We start from the raw sequence: 15550 nt of genomic DNA, 5'->3' as shown, positions 1-15550 counted from the left end.
GTTATGAATGGTATAAACTCCCCCGTAGAAAAAATAAATTTTAATGGTTTTGAACTCTATGTCAAACGAGATGATTTGCTCAGTCACGATTTCAGTGGCAATAAAGCACGAAAATTTTTATATTTTTTAGAGCACGATTTTTCTAAAGTAAAAAAGCTCGTATCCTATGGCTCTGCTCAAGCAAACTCTTTATATTCATTGGCGGTTTTAGCACAACAAAAAAGATGGCAACTTGATTTTTACGTCAATCATATTGCTTCTTATTTAAAAAACAGTCCCGTAGGGAACTATAAAGCGGCACTGAATTTAGGAGCCAATATCATTGAAAAAAAGGGCGATATGCCTATTCATGACTATGTACTTCAATGCATTGATACCACAGATGAAACGCTGCTTTTTTTAGAAGAGGGTGGACGAGTTAAAGAGGCTCAATATGGCATAAAAAAACTGGCATTAGAAATCATACAATGGGCAAAAGATAAAGAGATAGAAAACCTGGAAGTGATGTTACCCAGTGGTACAGGTACGACCGCACTTTTTTTACAAAAGTATCTGCCTTTTAGAGTTTTAACATGCCCTTGTGTAGGAGATGTGAATTATTTAATGAGCCAATTCAGACATCTTGAACCCAACTTACAAAAGTATCCTACGGTTTTAGTTCCAAAGAAAAAATACCACTTTGGAAAGCTCTATACAGAGTTTTATGAACTCTATAAAACTCTTAAAAAACAGACACATATTGAGTTTGAATTACTTTATGATCCTTTGGGATTTCTCACTTTACAAGAGCATCTAAAAAATAAAAAAGAGCAGAGTGTCACTCTTTATATTCATCAAGGTGGAGTATTAGGAAACCCTTCTATGTGTGAACGATATGAAAGAAAAATAAGTTTTTAAGATATATTTTTAACTTAAAGTCGCTATAATGGTCTATCTTGGTAAAGGTGGGATATAAATGAGATTATTGCTCTTTCTTTTTTCCTTATTTCTTTTCACTTTTGCTTATGCAGCACAAGACGTAGAAAAAATTAAACTTCAACTGAACTGGAAATATCAATTTGAGTTCGCTGGTTTCATCGCCGCCAAAGAGAAAGGCTTTTATAAAGAGATGGGCTTGGACGTTGAACTTATTGAGTTTTCTAATCAAGACATCATTCAAGATTTAAAATCTCACGAAGTGACTTATGCACTCTATGATCTATCACTGCTTGCTTATTTGGATGAGCAGATGCCAGTGGTTCTGCTTGCAAACTATTTTAAACGTTCAGCACTCATTTTTGTTGCTCAACAAGATATTATCACTCCGTATGATTTACGCAATAAAATCATCATGGCTTCGCACAATGAATTGACAAACTCAGTTTTGGGTACACTGTTAAATAAGTTTCGTATAACACAAGATCAATACACTTACTATCCTCATAATTTTGGTTCAAAAGAGTTTATTGATGGCAAAGTGGACGTTATGAGTGCTTATATTTCAAATGAACTGTTTGAACTGCAAAAAGCAGGAAAACCGTATAACATTATTGATCCCATTAATTATGGAATCAATGGTTTAGGTTCAAACTTATTTGCCACACAAGAAGAGATTCAAAAAGACCCCATTAAAGCCAAAAAGTTTTTGGATGCGACTAAAAAAGGGTGGCAATATGCACTTAAAAATAAAGAAGAGATGGTTGATATCATCTATAAAAAATATTCGCAACATAAATCAAAAGAGGCCTTGCTGTTTGAAGCCAATGAGGTTGAAAAACTCATCATGCCAGAAATTTATAAAATGGGTGAAATTGATAAAACGCTTTTAAAGAAAAATATTTTTTATTTCATTAATAGTGAGAACTCTTCCAAAAAAATTGATTTGGACAAGTTGATTTTTGAACTCAATGTCAGTACCAATGAGATTGACACTTCAATCTTTTTTACACCCCAAGAGAAAGCCTATGCTGAAGAGAAAAAAGTCATTACGATGTGTATTGACCCTGATTGGATGCCGTATGAAAAGCTTGAAAATGGTGAACATATTGGAATGACATCCGATTATATGAGACTTATTGAGTCTAAAATAGGCATGAGCATCAAACTCATACCAACAAAAACATGGACACAATCAATTGAGTATGCCAAACAAAGAAGATGCGATATTTTATCGCTTGCAATGAAGACAAAAAGTCGCGAAAAATATTTAAATTTTACAGAACCATATTTGACCTTTCCATTGGTGGTTGCAACCAGAAATGATCAATTTTTTATTCCTAATGTCAAAGATGTAATTGCTAAAGAGACCTTGGCCATTGTTCGAAATTATGCTTTTACAGAGATTTTGAAACAAAAATACCCTGATAATAGACTGTTGGAAGTTTCCAGTGTAAGAGAAGGCTTAAAGCTTGTTTCGCAAGGAAAAGTGTTTGGGTTTGTTGGAACTTTAGCAACGGTGGGATATGAGTTGCAAAACTATTATATTGGGGAATTAAAAATTGCAGGAAAATTTGATGAACAGTGGGAGTTAGGAATTGGTGTACGTAATGATCAGCCAAAACTTTTAAGTTTACTAGATAAAGTCATTGAAACCATTAATACGGGGAATCAACAAGAGATTTTGAATAAATGGGTCGCGGTTAAATATGAAAAATCAATGGATTATGCCTTGATAACACAAATTGTTGTTTTCTTTTTAGCGGTGATTATTCTAATCATTATTCGAAATACGCAGCTGAAGAAATACAATGAAAAAATCGAATCACAATCCAAAAAACTCTCTGAAACCAATGACGAGCTTCATATCACTAAACAGCAACTGGAGAAGTCTTTAAAAAGTACGGAAGTACTCTTTGATTGTGTTTTAGATGCGGTGTTTGTGTTTGATTCTCAAATTTGTATTGATGTGAATGATGCCGCCGTTAAAATTATGGGTTATAACTCTAAAGATGAGATGAGAGGGTTACATATACGGCATTTTTCTCATCCTAACTCTTTTCAAGAAGTCAGACGAAAATTCAGACAAAGCACTTCTGTGTATGAGTCAAAAGCACTTCGAAAAGATGGTACCAGTTTTCCTGTGTTGGTCAAAGGAAGCAATGTGGTATTAAATGACAGAGAGGTGAGAATCTCTGCTTTGGTTGATATTTCTGAAGTGAAGAAAAAAGAGCAACTGTTGACTCAACAAAATAAACTCGCAGCCATGGGAGAGATGATTGGAAATATTGCACATCAATGGCGACAACCGCTCAATATTGTCAGTACAACCGTAACAGGACTCAAACTGCAATTGGAGTATGGTGGATTTAAACAAGAAGATGCCGTTGTTGAACTGGAACGACTCAATAATACCGTACAGCACCTCTCCCAAACCATTGATGACTTTAGGAACTTCTTTAAACAAGATAAAGAGAAAAGTACATTCAGTATCAAAAGTCTGTTAGAAAAAAATATGCATTTGCTTGAAGGGATGTTAAAAAGCAATCAAATTGAACTCATTTATGAAAATGTAGACAACGTCACCATTCATAATTTTGAAAATGAGTTTTTACAAGCACTGTTAAACATCATTTATAATGCCAAAGATGTGCTTCAAAATAAAGAGACTGAACGGTACATTTTCATCAATGTCAAAAAAAGAGAAAATAACTGGGTGGAGCTTTCAATTAAAGATAACGGTGGCGGTATAGCAAAAAATATCATTGAACATATTTTTGAACCCTATTTTACCACTAAACACAAAAGTCATGGCACAGGTATTGGGTTGTATATGACACATCAAATCATTGTAACGCATATGGGTGGAAAAATTGAGGTGGGCAATACCAAATACTACTATAATGAGAAGCAATATGAAGGTGCTGATTTTAAGATTCATCTGCCACTTTGACTAAAATTTACTTTTATTTCGATATAATCTACGACTATGAAAAAAGATAATATTATACTAATGGGTTTTATGGGTGTTGGAAAAGGCACCATTGCACGAGCACTGGCAAAAGAGTCAAAAATGTTTGCTATTGATACAGATGATTTAATTGAGAGTTTACAAAATCAAAAGATAAAAAAAATATTTGCCCAATACGGGGAAGCACATTTTCGAAGTTTAGAGCAAGAGTGCGCCAACTGGATTGAGCAAAATGTTCAAGGAACCATCATCTCAATTGGTGGAGGCTTTTTTAAACGTCCTAATTTTAAAAATTTAGGCACCATCATCTACTTACAATCAACATTTGATGGGATTTTAAATCGAATTAATGCTGCACCAAATGCCAAAAAAAAGCTCAAAAAAAGACCACTGTTACAAAACATTGAAGAGGCACGAAAACTCTTTGATGAACGACAACCGATTTATGCAGATGTTGCCAATATCGTTGTAAACGTAGAGAACAGAGAGATCGACGATATTGTACAAGAGATTATTGAAAAGACAAGATAGAGGACAAGATGAAAATTATTAACACAAAAGATGCTGATTTTAAAGCACAATTTGAACAAATCTTAGCACGAGCAAAAACAGATATTAAAGAGGTTTCATCAATTGTTACGAGTATCATTGATGATATTGTAGAGAATAAAAACCAAGCCATCAAAGAGCACATTGCCAAATTTGACAAATGGGATGTGAAAAGCGACGAGCAGTTACAAATTGACCCAGCAGATATGAAAAAAGCGTACGATAAGCTTGATCATAAATTAAGAAGTGCCTTGCATATGGCGTATGACAGAATCAAATCGTATCATGAAAAACAACTGCCAAAATCATGGGTTGATTTTGAAAAAAATGGAACGATTTTAGGGCAAAAAGTAACGCCTGTTGACAGAGCGGGGCTATATATCCCAGGTGGAAAAGCAGCGTATCCAAGCTCACTTTTGATGAATGCCATTCCTGCAATTGTAGCAGGAGTTGAAGAGATTGTGGTGTGCACTCCCACTCCTAATAATGAAGTCAATGAACTGTTGCTAGCTGCGTGTCACCTGTGTGGAATCACAAAAGCTTTTAAAGTAGGAGGAGCAAGTGCTGTTGCAGCCATGGCATATGGTACTGAAACTATTCCAAAAGTCGATGTAATTACTGGACCAGGAAACATCTTTGTGGCAACTGCGAAGAAGTTGGTTTTTGGAGAAGTACATATTGACATGATTGCAGGACCCAGTGAAATTGGTATTTTAAGTGATGGCAGTGCAAACCCTCACTACTTAGCCATTGACTTGCTTTCACAAGCAGAACACGATGAGATGGCCAGCTCAATTATGATTACGACATGTGATGAAATTGCAAACTATACCAGTAAAGAGGTGGAGAACTATTTGGAGACTCTTTCTCGACGTGAAATTGCAAAAAAATCGATTGATGAAAGAGGGGCAATTATCATTGCTCAAAACATGGATGAAGCAATTGATTTGATGAACGAGATTGCACCTGAACACTTAGAAGTGATGACGCACAATCCTTTTGAACTCTTACCAAAAATCAAACATGCTGGAGCTATTTTCTTAGGTCAAAATACACCTGAACCTATTGGGGATTATATTGCAGGTCCAAACCATACACTGCCTACAGGAAGTACAGCGAAGTTTTATAGTCCATTGAATGTGGAGAACTTCTTGAAGAAATCTTCAATTATTAACTTCTCAAAAGAAGCCATTGATGAGTTGGGTGAAGCGTGCGCACTGCTTGCAGATACGGAAGGTTTAACAGCGCACGCAGAGTCTGTACGTGTACGATTACGTAACGAACACTAAGAAGGAACAACTATGAGTTATATGAAAGATTGGTTCACTGAAGATGAAGATGACATCTTTATGGGAAGCCCAAAATCAAAATTCTTTGACATTGTACAACAAGCCAGTGAGGATGTGGTGCAAGATGAAATTGATAAAATCATTGAAAAATTTGCAGTGATGGAAATCTTGCTTTCAAAAGAGCATGGAGAGCATTTTGACATTGACAAGATGTTGTATCAATATGCATTTGAAAATTCAGATGAAGTAGAGAAGATGAAAAAAGGTCTCTACATGGAGTTCGCAGGCGAAATTATCTGTAGATTAGACTCATAAGGTGTAGTATAGTGGAAGCGTTAGAAGATGTAAAACAACAAATACGACTCTTTGTTCAAGAGTGTAATGACAAAAAGTCTTTAGAGCTTTTAGATTTATTGGCAACAGGAAAAATGTTGCGAAGTAAATTGGTTCTAAAAATTGCAGGAGTAAATGTAGAGACCATCAAACTGTGTGCAATCATTGAGATGATTCACGCGGCATCACTTCTTCATGATGATGTGATTGATGAAGCCGATACCAGACGAGGCGCCCCTTCAGTAAACGCCTTGCATGACAATAAAACGGCCATCATGTTTGGAGATATTCTTTATTCTAAAGCCTTTACAGAACTTTCACAAATGGACAAACGTGTTGCGTACACAGTTTCTAACGCCGTAACACTTTTAAGTATTGGTGAGATGTTGGACGTGGATTTAACCCAAAGTTTCAACAGCGACTATGATAAATACATCGATATGATTTATAAAAAAACAGGTTCATTGATTGAAGCGGCAGCAAAAGCAGCTGCTATTATGGCACAAAAAGATGAAGAAAAATTTGCTCTGTATGGAAAAAATCTGGGACTGGCGTTTCAAATGATCGATGATATTTTAGACATCACTCAAGACTCTGAAACATTAGGAAAACCTGCGATGCTTGACTTTGTTGAAGGAAAAGTAACAATTCCTTACTTGCTGTTACATGAAAGAATTGAAGATAAACAGACATTAGAAGATTTGTATAAAGTACCATTAAATCAAGAGCAACAAACGTGGATTAAAGATCAAATGATTCAAACTGGTGCACTTGCTGAAGCGATTAAACAAGCAAAAGTGCTAGGTCAAGAAGCCATCGATGCACTCCAAGATGAAAACAGTGAAGATTTAATTATGATTATGAAAGCGATGATTGAAAGAGAGTTTTAATAAATGAGCTATTTAAGTATCAGTTTCACACACAAAAATACCGACATTCAAACCAGAGAGAAATTGGCATTTTCTGATGATAACATGGTTGAAGCCTATCTCAAAACGATTTTAGATAACTCTATTATTCGTGAAGCAGTTTTATTGTCAACCTGTAACCGAGTGGAGATTATGACCACGGTTAATGATATAGAGCAAGCCAAAGAGGTGATTTTAAAAACACTTTCAAACTACTCTACGGTTGATTATGAGGAGCTTTCTAACCGTGCAGACATGTATGACAACACGGGAGCGATTCATCACCTCTTTACAGTGGCTTCTGCCTTGGACTCTTTGGTCATTGGAGAGACTCAAATTGTAGGGCAGCTCAAAGATGCCTATCGACTTTCCCTTGCAAAAGGACACTGTTCACAAGGCATTACGCGTGCCATGACCTACGCGTTTAAATGTGCAGCTGCTGTTCGAACTGCGACCAGTTTAGGAACAGGTTCTGTTTCAGTTGCAAGTACGGCTGTGGCTAAAGCCAAAGAGATTATTCACGATACACAAAATGTAAAAGCGCTGGTTATTGGTGCAGGTGAGATGAGTGAATTGACGATTAAACACCTTATCTCTTCTGGATTTGATGTGGTATTAGTCAGTCGAAACATTAAAAAAGCCAAACTGCTTGCAGATACCTTTGATAAACCTATTTGCGTTGAACCGTATGAAAAAGTAACACAACTGTTAAATGAAATTCCCGTGATGATTACAGCAACTTCTGCTCCGTATCCCATTATCAAACAAAACATGGTGCAAGAGTGCAGTTTCAACCGATATTGGTTTGATATTGCCGTACCACGAGATATTGATGACATTAAAAGCAATCATCTTCAAATCTTTGCGGTGGATGACTTACAAGATATTGTGAATGAAAACATGAGTTTGCGAGCTGAGAGTGCGAAACAGGCTTATTTGATTGTTAATCAACTCTCTATGGAGTTCTTTGAGTGGTTAAAATCTTTAGAGATTGAACCTGTAGTAAAACAACTCTATCTAAAAGCCAATGATGTGGTACAAAAAAAAGTTGAAAATGCCATTAAAAAAGGCTTTGTGGATGCAAGCAATGAAGAAAATATTCGAAAACTGTGTGAAACAGTCTTAACAGAGTTCTTGCATGAACCAACCAAGCAACTTAAAACTATCTCTCAAAATGTAGAGTGTGATGTTGTTTTAGGTGCCGTGCAATCAGTATTTGGACTGCAAAACGATTCCAATATGTTCCACCAATGTGAACACGCTATAAAATTTAATAACTAGGAAAATGTGAATGAAATTCAGTAAAATGTTTATCCCAACAACCAAAGAGACACCAAACGATGCAACGCTTCCATCGCATCAGTTTTTAGTACGTGCAGGATTTATTGCACAAACAGGTGCAGGAATTTATGACTTTATGCCGTTGGGAAAAATTGTTTTAGATAAAATCAGAGCGATTGTAAAAGAGGAGATGGATGAAGCCGGAGCCAATGAAGTACAGTTTGGTTTTGTAACGCCATTAAGCCTTTGGCAAGAGTCAGGTCGAGCCACGACAATGGGACCAGAGCTTTTACGATTTAAAGACAGAAAAAATGCGGATTTTGTTCTCAGTCCTACCAATGAGGAAGCGGTTGTAAATATGGTAAAAAATAGAATCACTTCATACAAAGACCTGCCTATTAATCTTTATCAAATCTATACAAAATTCAGAGATGAAGCACGACCAAGATTTGGTTTAATGCGAGGACGAGAGTTCTTGATGAAAGATGCTTACTCTTTTCATGCCACACAAGAGGATTTGGTGCGAGAGTTTGAACTCATGGAAGCAACCTATAAAAGAGTCTATGAGAGATTGGGATTAGAGTTCAGAGTGGTTGAAGCAGACTCGGGTGCCATTGGAGGAAGTGGTTCAAAAGAGTTTCATGTTCTTGCAAACTCAGGGGAAGACACCATTGTTGTATGTGATTCATGTGATTATGGTGCGAACATTGAAGCAGCAAAAAGAAAGAAACGACACTTTACGCCTTGGTTTGAAAACACTGAAATCGATGTGAAACAAGAGAGAGTGGAAACCGTTGGGTTTAAAACCATTGAAGAAGTGAGTAACTTCTTGAGTGTCTCACAAGCGCAAACGATTAAAGCTGTGATTAAAACTGCCGTGTATGAAGAAGAGAAAAAAGTGGTGGTCTTTTTTGTTCGAGGAGATGATGAACTTGAAGAGACCAAAGCGTGTAACTCGGTGGATGCTTTAGAATTGCTTGATTCAAGTGAAGATGAGATTACACAAGCTGGACTTTGTGCAGGTTATGTAGGACCATTTAATCTGCCTGCAGGTATCACATTTGTTATTGATGAAGAGATTAAAGGGGAGCACGGTTTGGTGTGTGGAGCCAATGAAGAGAACTACCACTTAACAGGTACGGACCTTTCATCACTTAAAGATGCAACCTATTTTGACTTAGTTGCGGTACAAGAGGGGGATAAATGTAACTGTTGTGGTGGAGAACTTCGATATACTAAAGGGATTGAAGCAGGGCACATCTTCCAATTGGGAAGCAAATACTCTGAAGCAATGGAGGCAAACTTTTTAGATGCCAATGGAAAATCTCAACCCTTTATCATGGGATGTTACGGAATTGGTGTATCACGACTCGTAGCAGCAGTGATTGAACAAAACCATGATGAAAAAGGGTGTATTTGGACAAAAACAACGGCACCATTTTTAGTGGATGTGATTGTATCAAATGCTAAAAAAGATGATGAACTTAATGCCGGCCTTGAAATCTATGAAGGATTGAAAAAAGCAGGTATTTCAACCATTATTGATGACAGAACCAAAGAGCGATTTGGTTTTAAAATGGGTGACTTTGAACTCATTGGTTTCCCATACGCTGTGGTTGTAGGTAAAAAACTCACTGAAGGGTTTGTTGAAATTGTGGAGAGAAAAACGCTAGAGAAACAAGAGGTGGCTTTAGATAAAGTGGTTGAAACCCTTCAAACTTTAATTGCACAATAAGGATAAGCGATGGATATGATTTTTGAATATGCAGTGAATATCATCTATGCACTGTTGATTTTTTTTATTGGTAAGTGGGTAGCTAAAGAGTTGACTGGATTCATTGCAAAAATGATGCATAAAAATCCAAAACTTGATGACATGTTGATTAACTTCTTTGAAGATATCTTATACTACTTATTGCTTGTAGTAGTGATTCTTACAGCCTTAGAGCAAGTAGGCGTTGAGACCACTTCATTCCTAGCTGTGCTTGGTGCTGCTGGTTTAGCGGTTGGTTTGGCTTTAAAAGATTCGTTGTCAAACTTTGCGTCTGGAGTAATGCTGATTTTCTTTAAACCTTTTAAAGTAGGTGATGTGGTAACAGCTGGTGGTGTGACAGGGAAAGTAACAGAGATTCATCTGTTTAATACGGAGTTTACAACACCCGATAATCAAAAGATTTTAGTACCCAACTCAGGTATCACTGGTGGAAACATCGTTAACATTAATGCACATGAAAAACGAAGAGTCGATTTGGTTGTGGGGATTGGTTATGATGATGACATTAAAAAAGCCAAAGAGGTGTTAACTTCAATTATCAATGCCAATGAAAAAGTATTGCTTGATGATGGTATCACCGTTGCCGTGAGTGAACTGGGCGATTCATCAGTGAACTTTGTAGTACGAGCATGGGTAAACACACCTGATTATTGGGATGTAAAGTTTAACCTGACTGAAACCATTAAAACAACATTTGATGCAGAGGGTATCTCTATTCCTTATCCTCAAACCGATGTACACGTATACAAAGAGAAAAAATAACTTCATACGCGTACCTTCTACGCTTGAACCTATTTTAAACGCTTTACAAGAACAAGGCATTGCTCCTGTTCTTGTAGGCGGTTGCGTTCGAGACTTCTATTTAGATAAACCCATTAAAGATTATGATATTGAACTCTTTGGTTGCAGCGATGAAGCTGTGATTGAAAAGACCCTTTCACGCTTTGGTGAGATAAAGTTTGTGGGAAAAAGTTTTGGTGTGTATAAACTGCATGTGGACAGTGATGAGTTTGACTTTGCGTTGCCAAGGCGAGAAGAGAAAACAGGAGTTGGGTATACGGGATTTGAAGTCACTTGCGATGCCAGCATGGATTTTATAACCGCAAGCTTACGCCGTGATTTCACCATGAATGCCATGGGGTTTGACTATACTACTCAAACATTTTTAGACCCACACAATGGTTTAGAGGATTTAAAAAAAGGAACTCTTCGGCATATTAAAGATGAAACTTTTGTGGAAGACCCCTTACGTGTCTATCGTGCCATACAGTTTTGTGCACGTTTTGATTTAACGTTGCATGAAGCAACCTTTTCTTTATGTCAATCTATAGTTAACTCTGGCGAATTAGAAGCGCTTTCTAATAACCGTATCTTTGAAGAGTTTAAAAAACTGCTTCTGAAATCAAAAAAACCCTCACGTGGCTTTGAACTGCTTAAAGATTTAAATATCCTGCCTTATTTTCCAGAACTTGAAGCTCTTGTAGGGTGTGAGCAAGAACCAGAATATCACCCAGAAGGGGATGTGTGGGTGCATACACTGATGTGCCTTGATGAGATGGTGAAAATCCAAACCACCGATGAGAGTGAAAAACTGTTATTGATGTTGGCAATTTTATGTCATGATTTGGGAAAACCAATGACAACGGAAATCATTAATGGAAAAATCACCTCTTATAAACATGAAAAAGAGGGAGTAGCTCCTACGCTTTCATTTTTAGAGCGTTTAACCAATGACAAAAAACTCATCAAAGCGATTGTGCCTTTAGTGGAGTATCATTTAGCACCTTTTCAACTCTTTTTACAACAATCCTCACTTAAAGCCGTCAAACGATTGGCAAGCAAAGTCAACATTGAGCTGTTGTGTAAAGTGGCCTTGGCTGATTGTAAAGGACGAACACTTCCAGATAGTTCTAAGTGTGATAAAGCCATAGCGTGGCTTTTAGAAACGGCACAAGAACTCAACGTGAAAAATGAAGCAGAAAAGCCTTTAGTCTTGGGAAGAGATTTACTTCAACTGGGGATGCAACCCTCACAAATGTTCAGTGAAATTTTAGAGTTTGCATATGAACTGCAACTGGACAATCCCAATAACGATAAAGAGCAGATTCTAAAAGCGATTAAGAAACACTATCTATGAGATACTTAGGGATTGACTTAGCGTGGTCAAGCAATAACATTACCTCTTTAGCACTCATTGAAGAGAATCAATTGTTGGAAGTTGTTGATTTACAAAGTACACAAGAAATCGTTGAATATATTAAAGAAAAAAAGCCTGATAAAATAGGCATCGATGCACCACTGCTTATTGAAAATGAGCAAGGTAATCGTCAAATAGAGAAAAACTTCTTAAAAGACTTTTCCAAATACAAACTGGGAGCCTACCCCGTTAATCGCACACTTTTTAAACGTTTGTATAAAGAGATACGAGGCGAAGAAATTGCAAACAGTATTGAATACACATTAAGAGAGAATCTTTTTGAAGTCTATCCTCATGCAACCATCATACAACTCTTTACAAAAGATCATGTCTTGCCTTATAAACGTAAAAAGGGAAGAGATGTTCAATATATAAAAGAGCAACTGCAACGATATGCCGAATATCTTTCACTGTATATTTGTAATATTCCTGATATGAATATCCCGCATGCAAAAGGGAAGCAACTTAAAACCACTGAAGACAGACTCGATGCCATTTGTTGTGCATTAACCCTTTGGTACGGTTTTAAGCATGGACATCACTCTTATGATAATCTGCTGATTGTCCCTCAAAAACTACACATATAATCCACACGTAACATCGTATACTTTCTGAAATCAAGTAAAGGAAGAAGTATGCAAAAGTTAAAATCAATTGTTGTTGCCTCAGTACTTATTGCTGCAACAAGTATGATGGCTGAGAGTCATAATATGAATAACATGGATCACTCTAAAATGAATCATGCACAAATGAATCATGACATGGGACAAGGTAATGCAATGGCGTATCACAATGAGATGATGACACGAGAAGGGTTCAATGTAATATTAAGCAGTGAGAAACCATTGACCAATGGAAACAATGAAATGCACATCATGATTGGACACCAAGGAATGATGATCAATGATGCACAAGTGAAAGTGAAATTCTTCATGCCAGAGATGCCAGGTATGCCATATATGGAACATAAAGGTAATGCAAAATTTGAAAACGGTAAATATAAGTGTGATGTGAATTTAAGTATGAACGGAACATGGCAATACCAAATCAAGTTTAAAACAGCCGATGGAAAAGTTCAAATGGTTAAAGGGAGTGTAAACTACTGATGTTTAAAAAATCTCTTTGGCTTATCTTCTTAGCAGCGCAATTGAGTTTTGCCCAAAATATACAGTCGCTTATTGATAAAAGTCTTGAACAAAACTATACGATTCAAGGGTTAGAAAAAGCAATAAAAACGGCTGATGAGAACATCAAACTCTCTACAAAGTGGCAAAACCCGACATTAACATTTGGTGTAAATGATGTGCAATCAGGAGATATCAGTCGAAGAGATTTAGAACCCATGCAAGCTCAATATATTGGAGTTTCGCAAGTGGTTCCTTTAAGCAGTCGTTTAGACATACAAGAGCAAATCGCCAAAAAAGACAGAGCCATCACGGCTTTGGTTTTAGAGGATAAAAAACTGCAACTCAAATCTAAAATCATAGAGTTGGGATACTCTATTGTGGTTTTAGAGAAAAAAAAAGCACTTTTTAAAACCTATTTGCACAACATTGAACAACTTAAAGCACTCACCACAGCACTGTATGAAAATGACCAAACATTGCAAACAGAGAGTTTAAATGTGGAAGTGTTGTATCATAAAACGCTTTTAAACATTGAGCGATTGGATAACATCATTGCAAACTTGTATCTCAAACTTGAAGAGATAACACAGCAAAAAGTTGAGCATCTTGAAGTGGCATTAGAAACCACTCAAAAGCATTTGAATATTGATTATTTGAGTCATCCAAAAATCAAAATTCAAGAGCTTAAAATCAAACGGTTTTTAGACCAAGAGGCACTGGAGTATGAAAAGAAAATTCCCGATGTGAAACTCAATATGGCGTATTTTCAAAGAGATGATAAGTATGAAGACTACTTTAACTTCTCTTTGGGGATTCCATTGGCCATTTATGGCAGTGAAAATATCAAAGCTTTGCAAGCGAAGTCAAAGTCGTATGAAGAGAGAAGCAAACTTGAAGATTTGAAAACAAATTTTCAAACCAATATTGCACAAATTCAAAATGAACTTGATATGAGTATACGAGCATTGGAAATTTTACAACAAAGCATTATCCCTACCAAACAAAAAATGCAAGAGGCCGTTGAGGTGTATAACTCTTTACAAAAAATCAAACCTCAAGCAGTGATACAAAATCTCAATGAGCTTATCAGCTTTGAGTTTGAGGTTTTAGATGAACAAAAAAACTATTACAATAATTTAGCACAAGCCATCTATTATGGCTACGCTTGGAGCAATCAATGAAAACACTACTTACTTTGATAATACTGTTCGTGCTTATGACACAAGCTAGCAGTGCAAAAATTTTAGAAGCCAAACAACTCTTTAACAAAGAGGTGGTTGAGGTTGTTAAAAAAAATATTCATGAACAAAAAACCTTTTATGGAAACACCGCTGTAAGTACAAGTGCCATTGAAGATGTGGTGATACGTTTTGATGGATATATTACGAACTTAAATGCTTCAAAAGATTATATGCTCTTAAAAAAAGGAGAGCCACTTTTCTCTGTTGATTCCAATGAAGTGCAAACGATTCAAAAAGAGTTACACATTGTAAAAAGCATCAATGAAAAACTCTATGCAAGTGCCTATGAAAAACTGATTGCTTTAGATATTGATACTAAGATGCTTCAAAAGATAAAATCGTCATCGAAAGCTTTAGATGAGGTGAGTTTTTATACGCCTTTTAATGCACTGGTTTTAAAACGAAACATCAATAAAGGAAGCTTTGCTAAAAAAGGGCAACTGCTTTTACAATTGGCCAATATTGACCAACTTTGGTTTATTGCTAAAGTCTATCAAAACGATGTGGCATCACTCAAAGAGGGGATGAAAGCTTTAGTCAAGATTGATGGTGTTGAGCAAGTGTTAAAAACAAGAGTTGATTTTGTCTACCCTTATTTGGATGAAAAGAGTCAAACGGTGGACGTGCGATTTGTGGTGCAAAACCAAGACTTACAACTGCGTCCCAATATGTTTGGAAAAGTACAAGTGATGATTCAAAGCAAAGAGGCATTGGTATTGCCTAAAACAGCTGTGATTACCAAAGGGGAAAAACACTATGTTTTCTTGTTTTTATCACAACAAGAGTATGAACCAATAGAGGTCACAGCAAAACGAATCTCAAGCAGTGAATATGAGATTATCAGTGGGGTAAAAGAGGGTGAAAAAGTAATCAACAATGCTCTTTTTTTACTTGATTCAGATGCCCTAACCAATGCTTTATACAAAAGTGGCGGTGATGATTGGGATAATGAGGATTGGTAGGAA

General features: G+C 36.5%; 14 protein-coding genes. All 14 read left to right on the top strand.

Going from position 1 to position 15550, the window contains the following annotated elements; all coding sequences use genetic code 11:
* Nucleotides 1-3: 3 nt before the first annotated feature.
* Genes CRV04_RS07160 through CRV04_RS07095 form a run of 14 tightly spaced genes read left to right on the top strand, consistent with a single transcriptional unit; the run spans nucleotide 4 to nucleotide 15547 of the window.
* Entirely contained in the window at nucleotides 4-897 is an 894-nt protein-coding gene (locus tag CRV04_RS07160) for a 1-aminocyclopropane-1-carboxylate deaminase/D-cysteine desulfhydrase (RefSeq protein ID WP_128996154.1), read from the top strand.
* 58 nt (nucleotides 898-955) lie between these two features.
* Complete coding sequence (locus CRV04_RS07155; RefSeq protein WP_128996153.1) at nucleotides 956-3868, top strand: ABC transporter substrate-binding protein; 2913 nt, start codon at nucleotides 956-958, stop codon at nucleotides 3866-3868.
* A 36-nt stretch (nucleotides 3869-3904) separates the two neighbouring features.
* On the top strand, nucleotides 3905-4417 hold the full coding sequence (locus CRV04_RS07150; protein WP_128996152.1) for a shikimate kinase: 513 nt from the start codon (nucleotides 3905-3907) through the stop codon (nucleotides 4415-4417).
* Nucleotides 4418-4425: 8 nt separating this feature from the next.
* Nucleotides 4426-5724 carry a histidinol dehydrogenase gene (gene hisD, locus CRV04_RS07145; protein ID WP_128996151.1) on the top strand — a complete coding sequence of 433 codons (1299 nt, stop codon included), beginning with the start codon at nucleotides 4426-4428 and terminating at the stop codon, nucleotides 5722-5724.
* 12 nt (nucleotides 5725-5736) lie between these two features.
* Nucleotides 5737-6039, top strand: a complete 303-nt coding sequence (locus CRV04_RS07140; protein WP_128996150.1) for a DUF2018 family protein — start codon at nucleotides 5737-5739, stop codon at nucleotides 6037-6039.
* 11 nt (nucleotides 6040-6050) lie between these two features.
* Complete coding sequence (locus CRV04_RS07135; RefSeq protein ID WP_128996149.1) at nucleotides 6051-6947, top strand: polyprenyl synthetase family protein; 897 nt, start codon at nucleotides 6051-6053, stop codon at nucleotides 6945-6947.
* A gap of 3 nt (nucleotides 6948-6950) precedes the next feature.
* The gene (gene hemA, locus CRV04_RS07130) at nucleotides 6951-8246 is read left to right on the top strand and encodes a glutamyl-tRNA reductase (RefSeq protein WP_128996148.1); all 1296 of its coding nucleotides are present in this window, start codon (nucleotides 6951-6953) and stop codon (nucleotides 8244-8246) included.
* Between the two features lie 10 nt (nucleotides 8247-8256).
* Entirely contained in the window at nucleotides 8257-9981 is a 1725-nt protein-coding gene (locus CRV04_RS07125) for a proline--tRNA ligase (RefSeq protein ID WP_128996147.1), read from the top strand.
* 9 nt (nucleotides 9982-9990) lie between these two features.
* Nucleotides 9991-10782, top strand: coding sequence for a mechanosensitive ion channel family protein (locus CRV04_RS07120; RefSeq protein ID WP_128996146.1), 792 nt, complete (start codon nucleotides 9991-9993; stop codon nucleotides 10780-10782).
* Nucleotides 10754-12157 carry a CCA tRNA nucleotidyltransferase gene (locus CRV04_RS07115; protein WP_128996145.1) on the top strand — a complete coding sequence of 468 codons (1404 nt, stop codon included), beginning with the start codon at nucleotides 10754-10756 and terminating at the stop codon, nucleotides 12155-12157. The genes CRV04_RS07120 and CRV04_RS07115 overlap by 29 nt, the downstream gene beginning before the upstream one ends.
* On the top strand, nucleotides 12154-12804 hold the full coding sequence (locus CRV04_RS07110; RefSeq protein WP_128996144.1) for a DUF429 domain-containing protein: 651 nt from the start codon (nucleotides 12154-12156) through the stop codon (nucleotides 12802-12804). The genes CRV04_RS07115 and CRV04_RS07110 overlap by 4 nt, the downstream gene beginning before the upstream one ends.
* A gap of 48 nt (nucleotides 12805-12852) precedes the next feature.
* Nucleotides 12853-13323 (top strand): FixH family protein, encoded by a 471-nt coding sequence (locus CRV04_RS07105; RefSeq protein WP_128996143.1) that lies wholly within the window; start codon nucleotides 12853-12855, stop codon nucleotides 13321-13323.
* Nucleotides 13323-14525 (top strand): TolC family protein, encoded by a 1203-nt coding sequence (locus CRV04_RS07100; RefSeq protein ID WP_128996142.1) that lies wholly within the window; start codon nucleotides 13323-13325, stop codon nucleotides 14523-14525. Before CRV04_RS07105 ends, CRV04_RS07100 begins: the two co-directional genes overlap by 1 nt.
* The gene (locus tag CRV04_RS07095; RefSeq protein WP_128996141.1) at nucleotides 14522-15547 is read left to right on the top strand and encodes an efflux RND transporter periplasmic adaptor subunit; all 1026 of its coding nucleotides are present in this window, start codon (nucleotides 14522-14524) and stop codon (nucleotides 15545-15547) included. The genes CRV04_RS07100 and CRV04_RS07095 overlap by 4 nt, the downstream gene beginning before the upstream one ends.
* Nucleotides 15548-15550: the final 3 nt, after the last annotated feature.

This window comes from Candidatus Marinarcus aquaticus, from assembly GCF_004116335.1.
Classification (GTDB): domain Bacteria; phylum Campylobacterota; class Campylobacteria; order Campylobacterales; family Arcobacteraceae; genus Marinarcus; species Marinarcus aquaticus.
The sequence above is the reverse complement of the archived record's forward strand: the minus strand, read 5'-3'. Positions and strand labels throughout refer to the sequence as shown.

Coding starts and splice junctions, on each gene's coding strand:
- CRV04_RS07160 (WP_128996154.1), top strand. CDS start 4: ATGAATGGTATAAACTCCCCCGTAGAAAAAATAAATTTTAATGGTTTT.
- CRV04_RS07155 (WP_128996153.1), top strand. CDS start 956: ATGAGATTATTGCTCTTTCTTTTTTCCTTATTTCTTTTCACTTTTGCT.
- CRV04_RS07150 (WP_128996152.1), top strand. CDS start 3,905: ATGAAAAAAGATAATATTATACTAATGGGTTTTATGGGTGTTGGAAAA.
- hisD (WP_128996151.1), top strand. CDS start 4,426: ATGAAAATTATTAACACAAAAGATGCTGATTTTAAAGCACAATTTGAA.
- CRV04_RS07140 (WP_128996150.1), top strand. CDS start 5,737: ATGAGTTATATGAAAGATTGGTTCACTGAAGATGAAGATGACATCTTT.
- hemA (WP_128996148.1), top strand. CDS start 6,951: ATGAGCTATTTAAGTATCAGTTTCACACACAAAAATACCGACATTCAA.
- CRV04_RS07125 (WP_128996147.1), top strand. CDS start 8,257: ATGAAATTCAGTAAAATGTTTATCCCAACAACCAAAGAGACACCAAAC.
- CRV04_RS07120 (WP_128996146.1), top strand. CDS start 9,991: ATGGATATGATTTTTGAATATGCAGTGAATATCATCTATGCACTGTTG.
- CRV04_RS07115 (WP_128996145.1), top strand. CDS start 10,754: ATGTACACGTATACAAAGAGAAAAAATAACTTCATACGCGTACCTTCT.
- CRV04_RS07110 (WP_128996144.1), top strand. CDS start 12,154: ATGAGATACTTAGGGATTGACTTAGCGTGGTCAAGCAATAACATTACC.
- CRV04_RS07105 (WP_128996143.1), top strand. CDS start 12,853: ATGCAAAAGTTAAAATCAATTGTTGTTGCCTCAGTACTTATTGCTGCA.
- CRV04_RS07100 (WP_128996142.1), top strand. CDS start 13,323: ATGTTTAAAAAATCTCTTTGGCTTATCTTCTTAGCAGCGCAATTGAGT.
- CRV04_RS07095 (WP_128996141.1), top strand. CDS start 14,522: ATGAAAACACTACTTACTTTGATAATACTGTTCGTGCTTATGACACAA.